This is a genomic window from Streptomyces sp. Je 1-369 (genome assembly GCF_026810505.1).
In the GTDB taxonomy this organism is placed as follows: Bacteria; Actinomycetota; Actinomycetes; order Streptomycetales; family Streptomycetaceae; genus Streptomyces.
The window spans coordinates 4,370,672-4,387,234 of record NZ_CP101750.1; the positions used below are offsets into that span (position 1 = coordinate 4,370,672).

Annotated in this window: 16 protein-coding genes; 12 read left to right on the forward strand and 4 right to left on the reverse strand. The window is 71.6% G+C overall.

Annotation, left to right across the window (positions count from 1 at the left end; all coding sequences use genetic code 11):
• The first annotated feature begins 46 nt into the window (after positions 1 to 46).
• Positions 47 to 664 (forward strand): ATP-binding protein, encoded by a 618-nt coding sequence (locus tag NOO62_RS19915; RefSeq protein ID WP_268772243.1) that lies wholly within the window; start codon positions 47 to 49, stop codon positions 662 to 664.
• Between the two features lie 68 nt (positions 665 to 732).
• Positions 733 to 1,722: a DUF5926 family protein gene (locus tag NOO62_RS19920; RefSeq protein WP_268772244.1), complete on the forward strand. Its 990-nt coding sequence runs from the start codon at positions 733 to 735 to the stop codon at positions 1,720 to 1,722.
• Positions 1,723 to 1,964: 242 nt separating this feature from the next.
• On the opposite strand, the gene NOO62_RS19925 is transcribed toward NOO62_RS19920, so the two are convergent.
• Both NOO62_RS19925 and NOO62_RS19930 read right to left on the reverse strand, forming a co-directional pair.
• Positions 1,965 to 2,468, reverse strand: a complete 504-nt coding sequence (locus NOO62_RS19925) for a hypothetical protein (protein WP_268772245.1) — start codon at positions 2,466 to 2,468, stop codon at positions 1,965 to 1,967.
• A 55-nt stretch (positions 2,469 to 2,523) separates the two neighbouring features.
• Complete coding sequence (locus NOO62_RS19930; protein ID WP_268772246.1) at positions 2,524 to 3,201, reverse strand: bifunctional DNA primase/polymerase; 678 nt, start codon at positions 3,199 to 3,201, stop codon at positions 2,524 to 2,526.
• A 453-nt stretch (positions 3,202 to 3,654) separates the two neighbouring features.
• Here NOO62_RS19930 and NOO62_RS19935 point away from each other — a divergent pair, with 453 nt between their 5' ends.
• Together NOO62_RS19935 and NOO62_RS19940 are read left to right on the forward strand one after the other, a co-directional pair.
• Positions 3,655 to 5,190 (forward strand): PP2C family protein-serine/threonine phosphatase, encoded by a 1,536-nt coding sequence (locus NOO62_RS19935; protein WP_268772247.1) that lies wholly within the window; start codon positions 3,655 to 3,657, stop codon positions 5,188 to 5,190.
• A 153-nt stretch (positions 5,191 to 5,343) separates the two neighbouring features.
• Entirely contained in the window at positions 5,344 to 6,804 is a 1,461-nt protein-coding gene (locus NOO62_RS19940) for an aminopeptidase P family protein (protein ID WP_268772248.1), read from the forward strand.
• Between the two features lie 12 nt (positions 6,805 to 6,816).
• Here the strand turns inward: NOO62_RS19940 and NOO62_RS19945 are convergent, their stop codons facing one another.
• A complete protein-coding gene (locus NOO62_RS19945) occupies positions 6,817 to 7,368 on the reverse strand; it encodes a carboxymuconolactone decarboxylase family protein (protein WP_268772249.1) in 552 nt (183 codons plus the stop codon).
• A gap of 41 nt (positions 7,369 to 7,409) precedes the next feature.
• Here NOO62_RS19945 and NOO62_RS19950 point away from each other — a divergent pair, with 41 nt between their 5' ends.
• Together NOO62_RS19950 and NOO62_RS19955 are read left to right on the forward strand one after the other, a co-directional pair.
• Positions 7,410 to 8,855, forward strand: coding sequence for a PLP-dependent aminotransferase family protein (locus NOO62_RS19950; protein WP_268772250.1), 1,446 nt, complete (start codon positions 7,410 to 7,412; stop codon positions 8,853 to 8,855).
• Positions 8,856 to 8,954: 99 nt separating this feature from the next.
• On the forward strand, positions 8,955 to 9,383 hold the full coding sequence (locus NOO62_RS19955) for a nitroreductase/quinone reductase family protein (protein ID WP_268772251.1): 429 nt from the start codon (positions 8,955 to 8,957) through the stop codon (positions 9,381 to 9,383).
• Positions 9,384 to 9,404: 21 nt separating this feature from the next.
• Here NOO62_RS19955 and NOO62_RS19960 read toward each other — a convergent pair whose 3' ends face one another.
• Positions 9,405 to 9,881, reverse strand: a complete 477-nt coding sequence (locus tag NOO62_RS19960; RefSeq protein WP_268772252.1) for an ATP-binding protein — start codon at positions 9,879 to 9,881, stop codon at positions 9,405 to 9,407.
• 307 nt (positions 9,882 to 10,188) lie between these two features.
• On the opposite strand from NOO62_RS19960, the gene NOO62_RS19965 reads away from it, so the two are divergent.
• The 6 genes from NOO62_RS19965 (at position 10,189) to efeB (ending at position 16,506) form a co-directional block, all read left to right on the forward strand.
• Positions 10,189 to 11,070 carry a hypothetical protein gene (locus tag NOO62_RS19965; protein WP_268772253.1) on the forward strand — a complete coding sequence of 294 codons (882 nt, stop codon included), beginning with the start codon at positions 10,189 to 10,191 and terminating at the stop codon, positions 11,068 to 11,070.
• A 169-nt stretch (positions 11,071 to 11,239) separates the two neighbouring features.
• Positions 11,240 to 11,965 (forward strand): YcnI family protein, encoded by a 726-nt coding sequence (locus NOO62_RS19970; protein WP_268772254.1) that lies wholly within the window; start codon positions 11,240 to 11,242, stop codon positions 11,963 to 11,965.
• A gap of 89 nt (positions 11,966 to 12,054) precedes the next feature.
• Positions 12,055 to 12,726 (forward strand): SCO family protein, encoded by a 672-nt coding sequence (locus NOO62_RS19975; protein ID WP_268772255.1) that lies wholly within the window; start codon positions 12,055 to 12,057, stop codon positions 12,724 to 12,726.
• The gene (locus NOO62_RS19980) at positions 12,723 to 13,247 is read left to right on the forward strand and encodes a copper chaperone PCu(A)C (RefSeq protein WP_268772256.1); all 525 of its coding nucleotides are present in this window, start codon (positions 12,723 to 12,725) and stop codon (positions 13,245 to 13,247) included. The genes NOO62_RS19975 and NOO62_RS19980 overlap by 4 nt, the downstream gene beginning before the upstream one ends.
• 14 nt (positions 13,248 to 13,261) lie before the next feature.
• Positions 13,262 to 15,241 carry a copper resistance CopC/CopD family protein gene (locus tag NOO62_RS19985; protein ID WP_268772257.1) on the forward strand — a complete coding sequence of 660 codons (1,980 nt, stop codon included), beginning with the start codon at positions 13,262 to 13,264 and terminating at the stop codon, positions 15,239 to 15,241.
• A gap of 14 nt (positions 15,242 to 15,255) precedes the next feature.
• Entirely contained in the window at positions 15,256 to 16,506 is a 1,251-nt protein-coding gene (gene efeB / locus NOO62_RS19990) for an iron uptake transporter deferrochelatase/peroxidase subunit (protein WP_268772258.1), read from the forward strand.
• The last annotated feature ends 57 nt before the right edge of the window (positions 16,507 to 16,563 follow it).

Below are 16,563 nucleotides of genomic sequence, written 5' to 3' on the forward strand. Positions count from 1 at the left end.
TACAGGGAGTGCACCGGCGCGTTCGGTCCGTATTCGATCGTCACGAGTGCGTCACCGGACGGGGATTGGCCGGTTTCCGGTCCAGTCCAATGGGGCATCCACACCGTGGCGTGGGGCGAAGGAGGTCTCGGGGGTGGCGTTGGTGGTGGCACGGGAGGTGCCCACGTCGTCGAGCATGGCCGTTCCCCATGGCCCTGCGGGCGTGGGGGAAGCGAGGCACCACATGCGCAATCAGCTGCGCATGAGCGGGGTGTCCGAGTCGGTCGTCGACGATGCCGTACTGATCCTGTCGGAACTGCTCAGCAATGCCTGTCGGCACGGCAGGCCACTGGGCCGAGGAATGGTCGGCGACGGCGACGTCCGGGTGGCGTGGCACGTCGACAAGTCGGGTCGGCTGACGGTCGAAGTGACGGACGGCGGCGGCCCGACCCGTCCGGTACCGGCCACTCCGTCGGTCACGGCGCACGGCGGCCGTGGGCTCAACATCATCACGGCGCTCTCCGACGCCTGGGGCGTCCGCGACGACGTGCACGGCGAGGTCACCGTGTGGGCCGTCGTGCAAGGAGGACACCACCACGAGGATTTCGCTACGCGCGTCGCCGCACCGTCGGCGGCCGCGATATCGGAGCTCGCCTTCGCGGACCCCTTCGACGACCTGGACTGAATCCGCGAACGGCTAGGCTCGCGCCCGTACGGAAGAGTGCAACAGAGCCGCAGCCGGGAGACACCCAGATGGCCAAGAAGCGCCCTCAGACCAAGGGCAAGCAGCAGTCGCAGGTCAAGGACGGAGCCCGCACCGGCGGCGCGGAGAACTATCCGGTCGTCGGCGCCCGTGAACCCTGCCCCTGCGGCTCGGGCCGGCGCTACAAGGCGTGTCACGGACGGGCCGCCGCGCACGCGGTGACCGAGCTGGTGCAGCGCCCCTTCGAGGGCCTGCCCGGCGAGTGCGACTGGATCGCGCTGCGCGAGCTGGTGCCCGCCGCCACGGTCGAGCTGACCCTCAAGGACGGGCTGCCCGAGGGGATTCCGTCGGTCTCCCTCGCCACCGTGCTGCCGATGGCCTGGCCCGCGCTGCGTCGCGACGACGGTTCGGTGCTGCTCGGTCTGCAGAACGACACCGCGTCCGGCGACATCAGCCGCGACCTGGCGGACACCCTGCAGCGCGCCCTGGAGGCCGAGCCGGGTACGCCGGTGAAGGGCCGTCGCGCCCCGGCCGACGGGCCGCGGCTGCAGGACCTGATCGACCCGGAGGGCCGTTTCGAGCCGGTTGTGCACTCGGGCTTCGAGTTCTGGGTGCAGGACGCGGAGAACGCCACTCCGGAAGTGACCGCATCCCTCGAACGGGCGAACGATGCCGCCATTCCGACGGTGAAGCTGACCGGCGTGGACGCCGCGTACTGGTGCGAGACGCCGGACAAGAACCACCTGCGCTGGGTCATGCCGCACGCCGAGGAGCAGCTCCTCGACGCGCTGGCCCGGCTGCACGCGGCCGGTACGTCGAGTCTCGGCGAGGGCACCCGGCTGGTCGGTTCCTTCCGTGCGCACGGTCTGACCGTTCCGGTGTGGGACCTGCCGACCGGTGTCTCGGCGGCGGACGTCGAGAAGCCCGCGGCGGAGTTCGCCGAGCGGCTCACGGCGGCGCTCGCCTCACAGACCCCGCTGACCGCGGACGAGCGCCGGGCGCGCGGCGGCCTCACCAACCGCCAGGTCACCCTCAGCTGACCCCACCGTCCCCATGCGTGCCGCTCCGTACCGACTGACGCACCAGTCAGTCGGTACGGCTGGGAACGGAACTCGTGACTCCAGTCACAACTCCCCGTAGCGGTAAGTAAATCCCTGTCCGGATAACTGGGATCGAATTTGCCAAGAGCCGATCTCTTGTTACCGTTCAGGTAGCCCGGTTGCTGGTGCATCCCCCGTCGCCAGCAACCGGGCCCTTTTGTGTCCGGGGACCGGTCGAAGGCTCAACTGTCCTGTGGGGGCGGTGAGTTGCTGCCCGAGCGCAGCAGCAGCCCGTCCGTCTCGCCCGCCGCGTACTCCGCCACCGCCGAGTACGCCGCCGCGGCACCCGCCGACCGCTCCCGCGGGGTCTCGCACGCTGCCGGTTCGTCGCCCGCCTCCACCTCGCAGTGCATCTGCACGGTGCGTCCGCCGGGGCCCATCAGGGTCAGGACGGCGGTCAGCTCGCCGCCGGTGGCGTTGCGGTAATAGGTACGCGCCCAGGTGTCATGTCCCAGGGTGAGGACACAGGTCTGGGCCTCGATGCCGTCGGGCGAGGAGAGTTCGGGACCGCACCGCGAGACGGTCTCCGCGCGCGGCTCCGAAGGGGCGTTCGAAGGGGCGGCTGCGGGGTGGGGAAGGGGCGACTTCGCGTCACCGTCGCCCACGGGCCCCGCGGACGCCTCGGCGAGCGGCAGGAGAACCGTGACGGCCGCGACGCCCAGGAGCATGATCAGGCGGGGTTGCATGAGCCGAAGATAACGACAGTGGGCGCGCGGCCCGTTCGCCGCGCGCCCAATTCCCCTACAACTCGGGCGCGCTCACACCCGTACGAGTGAGGGCGTCGACGACGGCGTCCACGACCGCCTCGACGTCCGGCACCCAGGGGGCGGCCGATCCGGGCAGCGGCGCGCGCTCCCAGCGGACCGGGCCCTGGCCGGTCACGGAGGGCGGCAGGGCGATGTAGCCCCCCTCTCCGTGGAAGCGCAGGGAACCCGGGACGTAGTCCTTCGTGTAGAGGAGCTCGCCCAACTGGGCCATCGAGTACGGCGCGACGAGGATGTGGAGTCTGGCGTCGGTGGCGACCACCGGGCCGAGCCTGATGCCCGCCTCGTCGAGCACGGCGAGGGCACGCGCACCCGCTTCCGCGGGGAGGCTGACGGCGCACGGGGCGCGGTCTCCGGTGGCGAGCACGATGGGTGCGCCGGGTCGGTTGTTCCACCACCAGCGGACCATCCGCTCGTCGGTGGTGGCGGCGAGGAGGCCGGGGTCGAGGGGGTGCGCGCCCGGTACCGCGCAGTCGGGGTCGGGGCAGGCGCACCGGGTGCCGTCGCGCCGGTCGAGACCGACTCCGGGCAGTACGGGCCACCGCCATGCGGTCGCGAAGGTCAGAGCCGCGCCGAGCTGTCCGGCGCTCCGGCCGGGCTTCCTTCCGATTCGCCAGGACAGGAGCCTGCGTCGCCTTCCGAGGATCTCGCGCATGAGCGCTCGTTCCTTTCCGTTGCACGCCGGCGTTAGCCGGGGAGACTGCGGGCCACATCACACCATGTGTGGATCACTTCGCTGTACGTACGAGCTGGCACATCTGCACCCAGCCTGCGGCATGGGGAACCACTCTGAACCGAGCGTTGACGTGGCGTGGGGTGGCGGCGCCTGGCGTTTGCCGTCCCGCGATATTGCTTGCCGCCTCCGCCACGGGAGGATGGGGCACGGTCGTCGTGAGTTAGGACGCCCGGGTCCTTCGACAGGTTCCGGATCGATCCCAACTGCCCCTGGCCATCACTGAGTACGTACCCAGCGCGACCACTGCAACGCTTTACCGAACAACGTCAGTCGATCCTAATATGCCCTAACCCGGCGCTGTTTTCAGCCATCTTTTCAAGATCTTTTACGGATCACGGAATTCCCCCGAACACCATGAATCCCGGCAGGACAATGCTGGACATCCCCTCACCAGTGCGTGTACATCTGGAGGCATTGCCAGCGGCGCATAACGACATGGGGGTTTGCGATGCTTTTGAGCATTACGCACCGGCCGGAAAGTCGTCAGCCATGAACGCCCCGCACCTTCCGAAAGTGGCCGGAATCGATTCCACTGTTCCGCCACCGGCACACACTGTCGCGCCCACCGCGCAGACCACACCCGCCGCGGCACGCACCGAGGACACTCCCGCCCCCGGCGCGCCCGGCGCCATGATCCAGGACCGGCTCGCGGGCTGGGTCTCCGATCTCACCACGCTCCACGAACTCACCGAACGGCTCGCCCACACGGCCACCCTCGACGAGGCGCTGCGCGAACTCCTGCGCGCCGGAGCGGCCCTGGTGGGCGCCCGGCGCGGCCTCGTCGTCGTCGAACCGGCCGACGGACTCGGCCCCGACACCACGATCGGGCTCGGACTCGGCCGCGCCGACCTCGGACAGATCGAGACGGTGCCGCGCCGCGCCACCTCGTACGGCAGGCTCCTGGACGCCACCGACGGCAGACCCGGCACCGTGCCGGACGAGATCGTGCAGCCCGACCTGCTCGCCGACGAGGGCCTCGACCCCCGCCACCGCGAGGTCGCCGCCGTCCTCGGCTACGCCGCGAGCTACGCGCTGCCCCTGACCACCGGGACAGCAGGCCGGATCGGCGCCGCCGTCTGGCTGTACGACGAGCCCGCCGAACCGGACGAGCGCCGCCGCCACCTCGTGGGGCTCTACGCACGCCAGGCCTCCGAGCACGTGGCGCGCCTGCTCGTCCTGGACCGCGCCCGTTCGACCGAGGCGACCCTCCGCGAGGAGCTCATGCCCTCGCGGCTGCCGCGGGTCGCCGGGGTGCAGCTCGCCGCCAGGCACCGCACCGGGCCGCGCGGCGGCGGCGACTGGCACGACGCGCTGCCGCTGCCCGACGCGGCGCTCGGCCTCGCGGTCGGCTCCGTCACCGGCTCCGGCCCCAGCGCCGTGGCCGCGATGGGACGGCTGCGCGCCTCCCTGCGGGCGTACGCGGTGATGGAGGGAGAGGACCCCGTGGCCGTCCTCTCCGACCTGGAGCTGCTGCTGCGGCTGACCGAGCCCGCGCGGTCGGCGACGGCACTCTTCGCGTACTGCGAGCCCGCCCTGCGCAAGATCGTCCTCGCCGGTGCCGGGCACAGTCCGCCGCTGATCATCGGGGAGCGGCGCACGGAGTACGTGGAGACCTCCCTGTCCGCGCCGCTCGGCATGCTCGCCTGCTGGGAGGCGCCGAGCGTGGAGATCACTCCGGAGCCCGGAGAAACGGTGCTTCTCTACACCGACGGCCTCCTGCACCGCACCGGCGACCCGATGGACCGCGCCTTCGCCCGGCTGCACGCGGCGGCGGCGAGCGTCCCCAAGGGCATCAGGGACGACCCCGGGGCCATCGCCGACTACGTGCTGCACACCGTCCTGCCCGACGGGCTCGACGCCGTGGACAGCGACGAGGACGTCGTGCTCCTGGCGGCGCGCTTCGAGTGAGCGGCGCTTTCCGGCGATGCGTGGGCACGCGCGCGTGGAGGGCGTCCGGGTGAGACTCCGGGCACGCTGTGTAAGTGGCCTTCCGGCCCTGGGACCCCTTCCGTACGCCCGTACGATGGAGGGTGGCCCAGTGTCGTACATAGGAGGCAGATCGTGTCGGAGGCGCTCAACCCGGCGAACCCGGAAGAGACCGAAGAAGAGCCGATCAAGCAGCGCAAGAACGGCCTGTACCCGGGCGTTTCCGATGAGCTCGCCGAAAGCATGAAGTCCGGCTGGGCCGACACCGAGCTGCACGACCTGCAGCCCGTCGCGCAGGCCGAGAACACCGCGGCCCGCCGTGCCGCCCTCTCCGCGCGTTTCCCGGGCGAGCGCCTGGTGATCCCCGCCGGGAACCTGAAGACCCGCTCGAACGACACCGAGTACGCGTTCCGCGCCTCCGTCGAGTACGCCTACCTGTCCGGCAACCAGACCGAGGACGGCGTCCTCGTCATGGAGCCGGTCTCCGACGGGCACAAGGCCACGATCTACCTGCTGCCGCGCTCCAACCGCGAGAACGGCGAGTTCTGGCTCGACGGCCAGGGCGAGCTCTGGGTCGGCCGCCGCCACTCCCTCACCGAGGCCGAGAAGCTCTACGGCATCCCCGCGTCCGACGTGCGCGAGCTGGCCGACACGCTGCGCGAGGCCACCGGCCCCGTGCGCGTCGTGCGTGGCTACGACGCCGGCATCGAGGCGGCCCTGACCGACAAGGTCACCGCCGAGCGCGACGAGGAGCTGCGGGTCTTCCTCTCCGAGGCACGCCTGGTCAAGGACGACTTCGAGGTCGGCGAGCTCCAGAAGGCCGTCGACTCCACCGTCCGCGGCTTCGAGGACGTCGTGAAGGTCCTCGACAAGGCCGAGGCCACCAGCGAGCGCTACATCGAAGGAACGTTCTTCCTGCGTGCCCGCGTCGAGGGCAACGACATCGGCTACGGCTCGATCTGCGCCGCGGGCCCGCACGCCACCACCCTGCACTGGGTGCGCAACGACGGCGCCGTACGCTCCGGCGAGCTGCTCCTGCTCGACGCCGGTGTGGAGACGCACTCGTACTACACCGCGGACGTCACGCGCACGCTGCCGATCAACGGCCGCTTCGACGCGTTGCAGAAGAAGATCTACGACGCCGTGTACGAGGCGCAGGAGGCCGGCATCGCGGCGGTGAAGCCGGGCGCCAAGTTCCGCGACTTCCACGACGCGTCGCAGCGCGTGCTCGCCGAGAAGCTCGTCGAGTGGGGCATCGTCGAGGGCCCCGTCGAGCGCGTACTCGAGCTGGGTCTGCAGCGCCGGTGGACGCTGCACGGCACCGGCCACATGCTCGGCATGGACGTCCACGACTGCGCCGTCGCGCGCACCGAGACGTACGTGGACGGCACGCTGGAGCCCGGCATGTGCCTGACGGTCGAGCCCGGCCTGTACTTCCAGGCGGACGACGTCACCGTGCCCGAGGAGTACCGCGGCATCGGCGTCCGGATCGAGGACGACATCCTCGTGACGGCCGACGGCAACAGGAACCTGTCGGCCGCGCTGCCGCGTACGTCCGACGACGTCGAGGCGTGGATGGCGCAGCTCAAGGGCTGACGCCGGGCCCACTCAGTGGGCCACCCTCTCGTCCTCGCCCGCGACCTTCGCGGTGCTCAGAGCGATGCGGTTCCAGGTGTTGATCGTGAAGATCAGGGCGAGGACGCGGGCGAGTTCGGACGCGTCGAAGTGCCGAGCGGCCTCTACGTAGACGTCGTCCGGGACGCCGCCCCGCGCCACGAGAGTGACCGACTCGGTCAGGGCGAGGGCGGCCTGCTCCTTCTCCGTGAAGAAGGTGCGGGCCTCGCGCCACACGCCGACCATGTGCAGCCGCGCCTCGTCCTCGCCCGCCTTGCGGGCGTCGGAGGTGTGCATGTGGAGGCAGTACGCGCAGCCGTTGAGGAGCGAGGCGCGGATCTGGATGAGCTCCACGAGGGCCGGGTCGAGGCCGTCGCGGGCGGCGGCGTCGAAGCCGATGAGGGCCTTGAAGGCCTTGGGGGCGGCCTTGGCGAAGTCGAGGCGGGGGGCGGCCGCCTTCTGAGGGGCGTTCGTGTCGTTCGCGGTGCTCGTGTTGTTCGCGGTGCTCGTGTTGTTCGCGGTGCTCGTGTTGTTCGTCATGACCATGAATCTAGGCGTGTGAAAGACCTCCAGTAGGGTGCATTTCCATGCCGGAATCATGGGTCAATTTGGCGGAGCGCATCGGTAGTGACCTGCATGTCGACCTGTCAGGTCCGGGCAGCCGCCGCGCCGTTCTCATCGGCGCGCTGCGGGACGCCGTACGCGAGGGCAGGCTCGCCCCCGGCACCCGTCTGCCGCCCTACCGTTCCCTCGCCGCCGACCTCGGCCTGGCACGCAACACGGTCGCCGACGCGTACGCCGAACTCGTCGCCGAGGGCTGGCTGACGGCGCGCCAGGGGTCGGGGACGCGCGTGGCGGAGCGCGCGGAGCCGCCCAAGCGCCCGCGGCGGCCGAAGCCCGCCCCCACCCGCGCCGCGGCGCCCGCGTACAACCTGCGCCAGGGACAGCCGGATGCCTCCTCCTTCCCCCGCACCACCTGGCTCGCGGCCGCCCGGCGGGCCCTCAACGCCGCGCCCAACGATGCCTTCGGGCCCGGCGATCCGCGCGGCCGCGTCGAGCTGCGCAGGGCGCTCGCCGACTACCTCACGCGGGCGCGCGGAGTGCGCGCCGACCCCGAACGCGTCGTGGTCTGCTCGGGGTTCGCACACGCGCTGCGGCTGCTGTTCGCGGGGGAGCGTGGGGCGGGCGGCGGTGTGCTGCGCGGGCCGTTCGCCGTGGAGTCGTACGGGCTCGGGTTCCACCGCGAGATCCTGGCGGACTCGGGCGTACGGACGGTGCCGTTGGGTCTCGACGAACAGGGCACCTGTGTGGAGGAGTTGACCGGGAAAGAGGCTCCACGCGTGCGTGGCGTACTGCTTACCCCCGCCCACCAGTTCCCGACCGGCGGCCCGCTGCACCCCGCCCGGCGCGCGGCGGTCGTCGACTGGGCACGTACCAGTGGCGGCCTCATCCTTGAGGACGACTACGACGGGGAGTTCCGCTACGACCGCGAGCCGGTCGGCGCCGTGCAGGGCCTGGACCCCGAACGGGTCGTCTACCTCAGCTCGGTCAGCAAGAGCCTGTCCCCCGCGGTGCGCATCGGCTGGATGGTCCTGCCCGAGCAGCTCGTCGAGGGCGTCCTCGCGGCCAAGGGGGAGCGGGAGGCGTGGGCGAGCGCCCTCGACCAGCTCACGCTCGCCGAGTTCATCGCCTCCGGACAGTACGACCGGCACATCCGCCGCATGCGGCAGCGCTACCGGCACCGCCGCGACCGGCTCGTCACCGCCCTCGCCGAGCGGGCCCCGCACATCACGGCCACCGGCATCGCGGCGGGCCTGCACGCGGTGCTGCGGCTGCCGCCGGGCACGGAGGCGTCCGCGGTCAAGGCGGCCGCCTGGCAGGGGGTCGCGCTGGACGGACTCACGACGTTCCGCCACCCACGGGCGACGATGCCCGCCGGGGACGGACTGGTCGTCGGCTACGCGACACCGACGGAGCACGCGTACGGGGCCGCACTGGAGGCGCTGCTGCGGACGCTGCCACCGACCTCCTGAGAAAGCGGACGCCGCCGCCCGCCTCCTGGGAAATACGCGCAGCTCAGTGATCGTTGAGTGGGGGCCGCAGCACTGAACGATCACCCGGGGGACCGAACCATGAGCAACACCTTCAACCAGCGCGTCATCGAGGAGTTCCGCGCCAACGAGGGGCGGGTCGGCGGCCCGTTCGAGGGCGCGAGCCTGCTCCTGCTGACCACGCGCGGCGCGAAGAGCGGGCTGCCGCGGACGACTCCGGCGGTGTACCTGCCGGATCCCGACCGGGGGCGACTGGTCGTCTTCGCCTCCAACGGCGGCTCCGAGAAGGCTCCCGGCTGGTACCACAACCTCGTCGCGGACCCGGCGGTCGTCGTCGAGGTGGGCGGCGAGCGGTACGAGGCTCTTGCCACGCCCGTCGACGCGAGTGAGCACGACGCGCTGTGGCGCCGTCAGATCGAACGCGACCCGAACTTCGCGGAGTTCCTCGACCGCGCCCCGCGCACGATCCCGGTCATCGCGCTGGCCCGCGCGGGTCACGCCCCGAAGTGAGCTCCCTGCGGCCCGTCACGCCTACGCCGTCAGCAGCGGCATCATCAGCGGCGCGTCCTCGCGCCACTTGAGGATCTTGTCGAAGCTGATCACCGCTCCGCCGCCCCTGCCCGGCTTGTTGCCGAGGTGGACGTGGTCGGCGAGCTCCTCGATGAGACCGAGGCCCCGACCGTGCTCGTCCGTCGCCGTGGCGGCGGGCCTGGGCGCGGGGCAGCCCCGCGACGTGCCGGGGAAGCCGGGTCCGGAGTCGGTCACCTCGATGCGGCACTTCTCGCCGTCCAGGTAGGCCGTGACCCGGTAGCCGCCCGGCGCACTCCCGGGGGCGCCCGCGCCCCCGTGCTCGACGGCGTTCGCACACGCCTCGCTGAGGGCGACCGACAGGTCGTAGGAGACGTCCGGGTCCACGCCCGCGGTCTCCATCGTGCCGATCAGCAGACGGCGGGCGAGCGGGACGCTCGCGGCTTCGCGCCGCAAATGGAGAGACCACCACATGCTCATGCTCCAGCCTCCTGGCTGCGGCTCGACATACCGATACGTATTGCCGTCCGCGCACCCGAATAAGCGCGCGATGGACGTGATACCGCCCATACGGCGGACGCGCGCCACCCGCCACTCGGTGTAGGACGGCGGGACGGGGACGGCCGGACATGTACCGTCCGCGCCCCGCCCATGCCCCGTCCACGCCCCGTCCGCGCCCAGCCCACGCCCCACCTATGCCCCTCCTATGCCCCTCCTATCACCTGGAACAGGACCTTCCGGACCTGCCGTGTGCACGGGGTGGGCCCAGTGCGATGATGGCCCGGCCATGACTGCCCCCCACCAGCGCCAGCCGCGCGACGGAGCCGATTTCCGGCTGTTGAGGGCCGCGACGTTCGCCGCGGTCTGCGTCGCGCTGTCCGCCGGGGGCCATGTGCTCGCTTCCTGCGCCGCCGTCCCGCTGTGGACGCTCGGCGTGGGCTTCCTCGCCGTCTTCGCGGTCGCGCTGCCGCTCGCCGGGCGGGCCCGTTCGCTGCCCGGCATCGCCGCGCTGCTCGCGGCCGGACAGCTGGGCCTGCACGCGCTGTTCGGACTCGGCCAGCACGGCACGGCGGCGACGTCCGCCGTGGCCGGTGACGCCTCCCTGGTGGAGCGGGCCGCGCGCCTGGTCTGCGGGGCGGGCGCCGCGACGATCACGCCGGCGCAGGCCCACCGGATCCTCACCACCGCGGGGCTCGGCCCCGGCGGAGCGGGGGGCTCCGCGGGGCACCAGCACGGCAGCTCCGCCGCCGCGGCCGCGGACACCGCGCTGGACTCGATGACGGCCGGTACTCCGGGCAGCGGGGGCATGGGATCGATGGGCGGCATGGGGCTCATGCCGTCCGTGCCGATGCTCGTCGCGCACCTCCTCGCGGCCCTCGCCGCGGGATGGCTGCTCCGGCGCGGCGACCTCGCCCTGCTCCGCCTCGTCCGGCTCGCCGACGGGGCGCACGGGGTGGCCCAAGGGGCGCTCGTACGTTCACTTCGCTCGGCGCTCACTCTCGTACGCGCCCTGCGGGCAGGTCTGCCCGGCGCGCCCGAGACGACCGGGCCGCGGGCTCCCCGCACCGCGCTGCTCGTACCCGCCAAGCCGCGCACGGTCGCGCTCGAGGACGCGGTGATCAGGCGCGGTCCCCCGGCCGGCGCCCGCGACGTCGAACTCGCCGCCTGAAGCGACACACTCCACAGCGCAGTACGGAGGGGTCGCTCGGCGCGCACGCGCGCGTGCCACCGCGGCCGCACGCACCCCCGTCCCCCGTACTACTACGCATCGCGTACCCGGCACGGCGCCCCGCGCGCCTCTGCCCGGTCACCACTGACGAAAGTGGAGTGTTCCTGTCATGAAGATGTCCCGTATCGCCGCCGTCGGCACCGTCGCCGCCTCCGCCGTTCTCGTGCTCTCGGCGCCCGCCTTCGCGCACGTCAGCGTCTCGCCGGAGGGCCAGGCCGCCAAGGGCGGTTACGCCACGGTCAACTTCAAGGTGCCGAACGAGATGGACGACGCCTCGACCAACAAGCTCGAGGTCTCCTTCCCGAGCGAGCACCCTCTCGCCTCCGTCATGACGACGCCCGTCCCCGGCTGGACCGCGAAGGTCACCAAGACCAAGCTCGACAAGCCGATGGAGATGCACGGCGAGAAGATCGACGAGGCCGTCTCCAAGGTCACCTGGACCGCCGACGGCAAGGGCATCCAGCCCGGCACCTTCCAGAAGTTCCCGGTCTCCATGGGCCAGCTCCCCGAGGACGCCGACGAACTCGTCTTCAAGGCGGTCCAGACGTACGACAACAAGGAAGTCGTCCGCTGGATCGAGCCGCAGCAGAAGGGCCAGGAGGAGCCGGAGCACCCGGCGCCCGCCCTCGCGCTGACCGCCGCGTCCGACGGGCACGGCGCCGCCGCCGACACCGCCAAGGCGGACGACAAGGGCGACAAGACCGAGAACGCGTCGTCGGACTCCTCCGACAGCAGTGACACCACCGCGCGCGTCCTCGGCATCGTCGGCATCGTCATCGGCGTCGCGGGCGTCGCGTTCGGCGTGCTCGCGGGCCGCCGCCGCGCCACCAGCTGAGCCGTCGGCTGAGCCCACTCGGGGTGCGCCGACGCGGCGTACAGCCGCCCCGGCGCACCCCGGCCCCCTCACATCTGGGACATTTTCGTATGCGCACCAAGAGCACCAAGAGCACCAACAAGAAGCTCGCCGCCGCCGCTCTGCTGGCCGTGGCCGCCCTCACCCTGACCGCCTGCGGCGGCGACGACGACAAGAAGTCCGTCGCCGACGTCTCCGTGGAGTCCGACTCGGGCAAGGCCGCCACGGTCCTCGACAAGCCGTACAAGAAGCCGAACCTCGTCCTCACCGACACGCACGGCAAGAAGTACGACCTGCGCGAGGAGACGAAGGGCAAGCCGACGCTGGTCTACTTCGGCTACACGCACTGCCCCGACGTATGCCCGCTGACGATGAACAACATCGCGGTCGCCAAGAAGGCACTGCCCAAGGCCGACCAGGACAAGCTCAAGGTCGTCTTCGTCACCACCGATCCCGACCGCGACACCCCCGCCGAGCTCGGCAAGTGGCTCAAGGGCGTGGACGCCGACTTCGTCGGTCTGACGGGCGACTTCGCCACCATCCAGGCCGGCGCACGCCAGCTCGCCATCAGCATCGAGCCGTCCAAGAAGGACAAGAACGGCAAGATCGTTTCGATGCACGGCACACAGGTCCTCGCCTTCTCGCCGAAGAACGACGCGGGATACGTCCTCTACGGAGAGGACGCCACCGCCGGCGACTACACCAAGGACCTCCCCAAGCTCCTCAAGGGACAGACCCCGTGAACCACCGCACCACCAAGCACCGCGCACTCACCGGAGGGGCCCTGGCACTGACCGCCGTCCTCGCCCTCGCGGGCTGCGACGACGACTCGGGCTCCGACTCGGCGGACACCGCGAAGAAGCCCGCTCTCAAGGTCAGCGGGGCCTATGTCCCCGAGCCCACCATGGCCGACATGGCGGCGGGCTTCTTCACGCTGAAGAACGACGGCGCCGCCGACAAGCTCACCTCCGCCACCAGCGACATCGCGGGCTCCGTCACGCTGCACAGCACCAAGGGCGGCACGATGAAGGAGGAGAAGTCCTTCGACGTGCCCGCGAACGGCGAGCTCGCCTTCGTCAGCGGCGGCAACCACGTCATGTTCGAGAAGCTCAAGCAGAAGCCGAAGAAGGGCGAGAAGGTCGCCCTGACGCTGCACTTCCAGAAGTCGGACCCGATCACCGTCGAGGTTCCGGTCAAGGAAGCGACGTACAACCCCGGGCAGCACGACAGCAACGCCTCGCACACGTCGCACAAGTCGCACTGAGGGACGGACCGTTGATGCAGACCATCGCTTCCCGCTGCGGGATCCCGCGCCTCTGGCAGCTTCTTCTGGTGCTCCTCGCCGCGACCGGGCTCTTCTTCGCCGGTGCCGCGCCGTCGTCCGCGCACGCCGCGCTGACCGGCAGCGACCCGAAGCAGGGAGCGGTGGTCGAACGGGCCCCCGACCAGGTCAAGCTCACCTTCTCGGAGAAGGTCGCCATGTCGGACGGCTCCGTGCGGGTGCTCGACCCGTCCGGCAAGCGCGTCGACACCGAGAAGACGACCGACCTGGGCTCCAACACGTACGGCGTGAAGCTGCGCCCGGGCCTGCCCGACGGCACCTTCACCGTCGCCTACCAAGTCGTCTCCGCCGACAGCCACCCGGTCGCCGGCGCCTACACGTTCTCCATCGGCGCGCCCTCCGACACGAAGGTCGCGCTGCCCGACCAGGAGGCCGGCGGCGGCCTCGTCGGCGGGCTCTACGACACCGCCCGCTACCTGTCGTACGCCGGGTTCATCCTGCTCGTCGGCGGCGCCGCGTTCGTCCTCGGCTGCTGGCCGCGGGGCGCGGGCGCCCGGCCCGTGCAGCGGCTCGTGACCGCCGGCTGGGTCACGCTCACCGCCGCCACCCTCGCCCTGCTCCTCCTGCGCGCCCCCTACACGAGCTCCGGGAAGCTCGCGGACGCCTTCGACATGGGCAAGCTCGGCGACGTCCTCAACACCAAGACCGGCGCGGCCCTGGTCTCCCGGCTGCTGCTGCTCGCCGCCGCCGCGCTGTTCATCGCGGTGCTCTTCGGGGCGTACGTGAAGCGTGAGGGGCCCGGTCAGGCCGCCGAGAAGAAGGACCTCACCTTCGGGCTCGCCATCGGCGGCACCGTCGTCGCCCTCGGCATCGCGGCGACCTGGGCGATGGCCGAGCACGCTTCGACCGGCATCCAGACCGGCATCGCGATGCCCGTCGACGTGCTGCACCTGCTGGCCGTCGCCACCTGGCTCGGCGGGCTCGCCGCGCTGCTCGTCGCGCTGTTCCGCACGACCGCGGTGGACGCCTCCGCCGTACAGCGGTTCTCGACCGTGGCGTTCACCAGCGTCGTCGTACTCGCCGCCACCGGCACCTACCAGGCGTGGCGGCAGGTCGGCTCGTGGTCGGCGCTGACCGGCACCTCGTACGGACAGCTGCTCCTCGTCAAGATCGGGCTGGTCGCCGTCCTGGTGGGCGTCGCCTCCATCTCGCGGCGGTGGACCGGGCATATCGCCACCGAGGCGAACGGCCTCGCTCCGGAGGCGGCGGCCGCCATGGTCGTCGAACAGCGCGCGAAGCAGACGGCAAAGCAGGCGTCCAGGCAGACGTCCAAACAGGCGTCCAGTAAGCCCCAGAAGAAGCCGGTCACGGTGCCGGCCTCCGGGCAGGACGGCGACGACGACCCCGAGCGCTCCGCGCAGCTGGCGCGCCAGCAGGCCGCCATGGACACCGCCCGCGAGAAGCGCATCCGCGACGCCGACCCGCACCGCTCCGGCCTGCGCCGCTCGGTGCTCGCCGAGGCGGGCATCGCCGTCGTCCTGCTGGGCGTGACGACGTTCCTCACCACGACCGAGCCGGGCCGCACCGAGGAGGAGGCCGCCAAGGCCACGTCCGCGGCGGCCGCGCAGCGCTCGGGCCCGCTCCAGCTCGAGGTCCCCTTCGACACGGGCGGCACGGACGGCAAGGGCACCGTGCAGCTGGACCTCGACCCCGGCCGCAGCGGCAGCAACACCCTGCACCTGTACGTGAAGCGGCCCAACGGCAGCGCCTTCGACGTCCCCGAGGTGAAGGTCTCCCTCACCAACGAGGCCAAGGACGTCGGCCCGCTGCCCATCGCCCCGGACCACATCGCCACCGGACACTGGAGTGCGAACGGCGTGCAGGTCCCGATGGCAGGCACATGGAAGATCGCGGTGACGGTGCGGACCTCCGACATCGACCAGATCACCGTGAAGAAGAACGCGCAGATCGGCTGAACGGAACAACCACCATGGCGGACAACGGGATTTCCAGGCGGCGGCTGATCGGCACCGCCGGCGCGACGGGCCTCGCGCTCGGCGCGGCGGGCGGCGTCGTCGGGTACGCGGCGGCGCCCTCGGACACCGCAGACGCCGCTGCCGCCGCCGGTTCGGCGGCGGAGCTCGCTTCCCTGGGCTCCGATCAGGTGATGTTTCACGGGAAACATCAGCCGGGCATCACCACGCCTCTGCAGTCCCGCGGCCATCTGATCGCCTTCGACCTGACGGCGGGCGCGGGCCGCAAGGAGGCGGCGGCCCTGCTGCGCCGCTGGTCGGCCACGGCCGAGCGGCTGATGGCGGGCGAGCCCGCCGACGGCGGGGACACGGCGGTCGCCCGAGACGCGGGCCCGTCCTCGCTCTCCGTCACGTTCGGGTTCGGCGCCTCCTTCTTCTCCCGTACGGGTCTGGAGAAGAAGCGTCCGGCCGCTCTGGACCCGCTGCCCGACTTCTCCTCCGACCACCTCGACAAGGCGCGCAGCAACGGCGACCTGTGGGTGCAGATCGGCGCGAACGACCCGCTCGTCGCCTTCCACGCCCTGCGCGCGATCCAGCAGGAGGCAGCAGGGACCGCGCGGGTGCGCTGGCAGATGAACGGCTTCAACCGTTCGCCGGGCGCCACCTCGCGGCCGATGACGACCCGCAACCTCATGGGCCAGGTCGACGGCACGAACAACCCGAAGCCTTCGGAGAAGGACTTCGACCAGCGGATCTTCGTGCCCCCGAACGGCGACCCGTCGTGGATGGCGGGCGGTTCCTACGTCGTCGTACGCCGCATCCGGATGCTCCTCGACGACTGGGAGAAGCTCGGCACGAAGGCGCAGGAGGCAGTGATCGGCCGGCACAAGTCGGACGGCTCGCCGCTGACCGGCGGCACGGAGACGACCGAGCCGAAGCTCGACAGGACCGGCCCGGACGGCAAGGTCGTCATCGCGGCCAACGCGCACGCCCGCATCACCCGCCCCGACCAGAACGGCGGCGCCGCGATGCTGCGCCGCCCGTTCTCGTACCACGACGGCTTCGACGACAAGGGCGAGCCCGACGCGGGGCTGCTCTTCGTCTGCTGGCAGGCGGACCCGATGCGCGGCTTCGTCCCGGTGCAGCGCAAGCTCGACCGGGGGGACGCCCTGTCGGAGTTCATCCGGCACGAGGCGAGCGGGCTCTTCGCGGTGCCGGGCGGGGCGGGGAAGGGTGAGTACGTGGGGCAGGGGCTGCTGGAGGGGTGACCCGGGCCGCTGGGTGAGACGCGTGAGCCGCGCCACGTCCGGCCCATTAGGGTGACG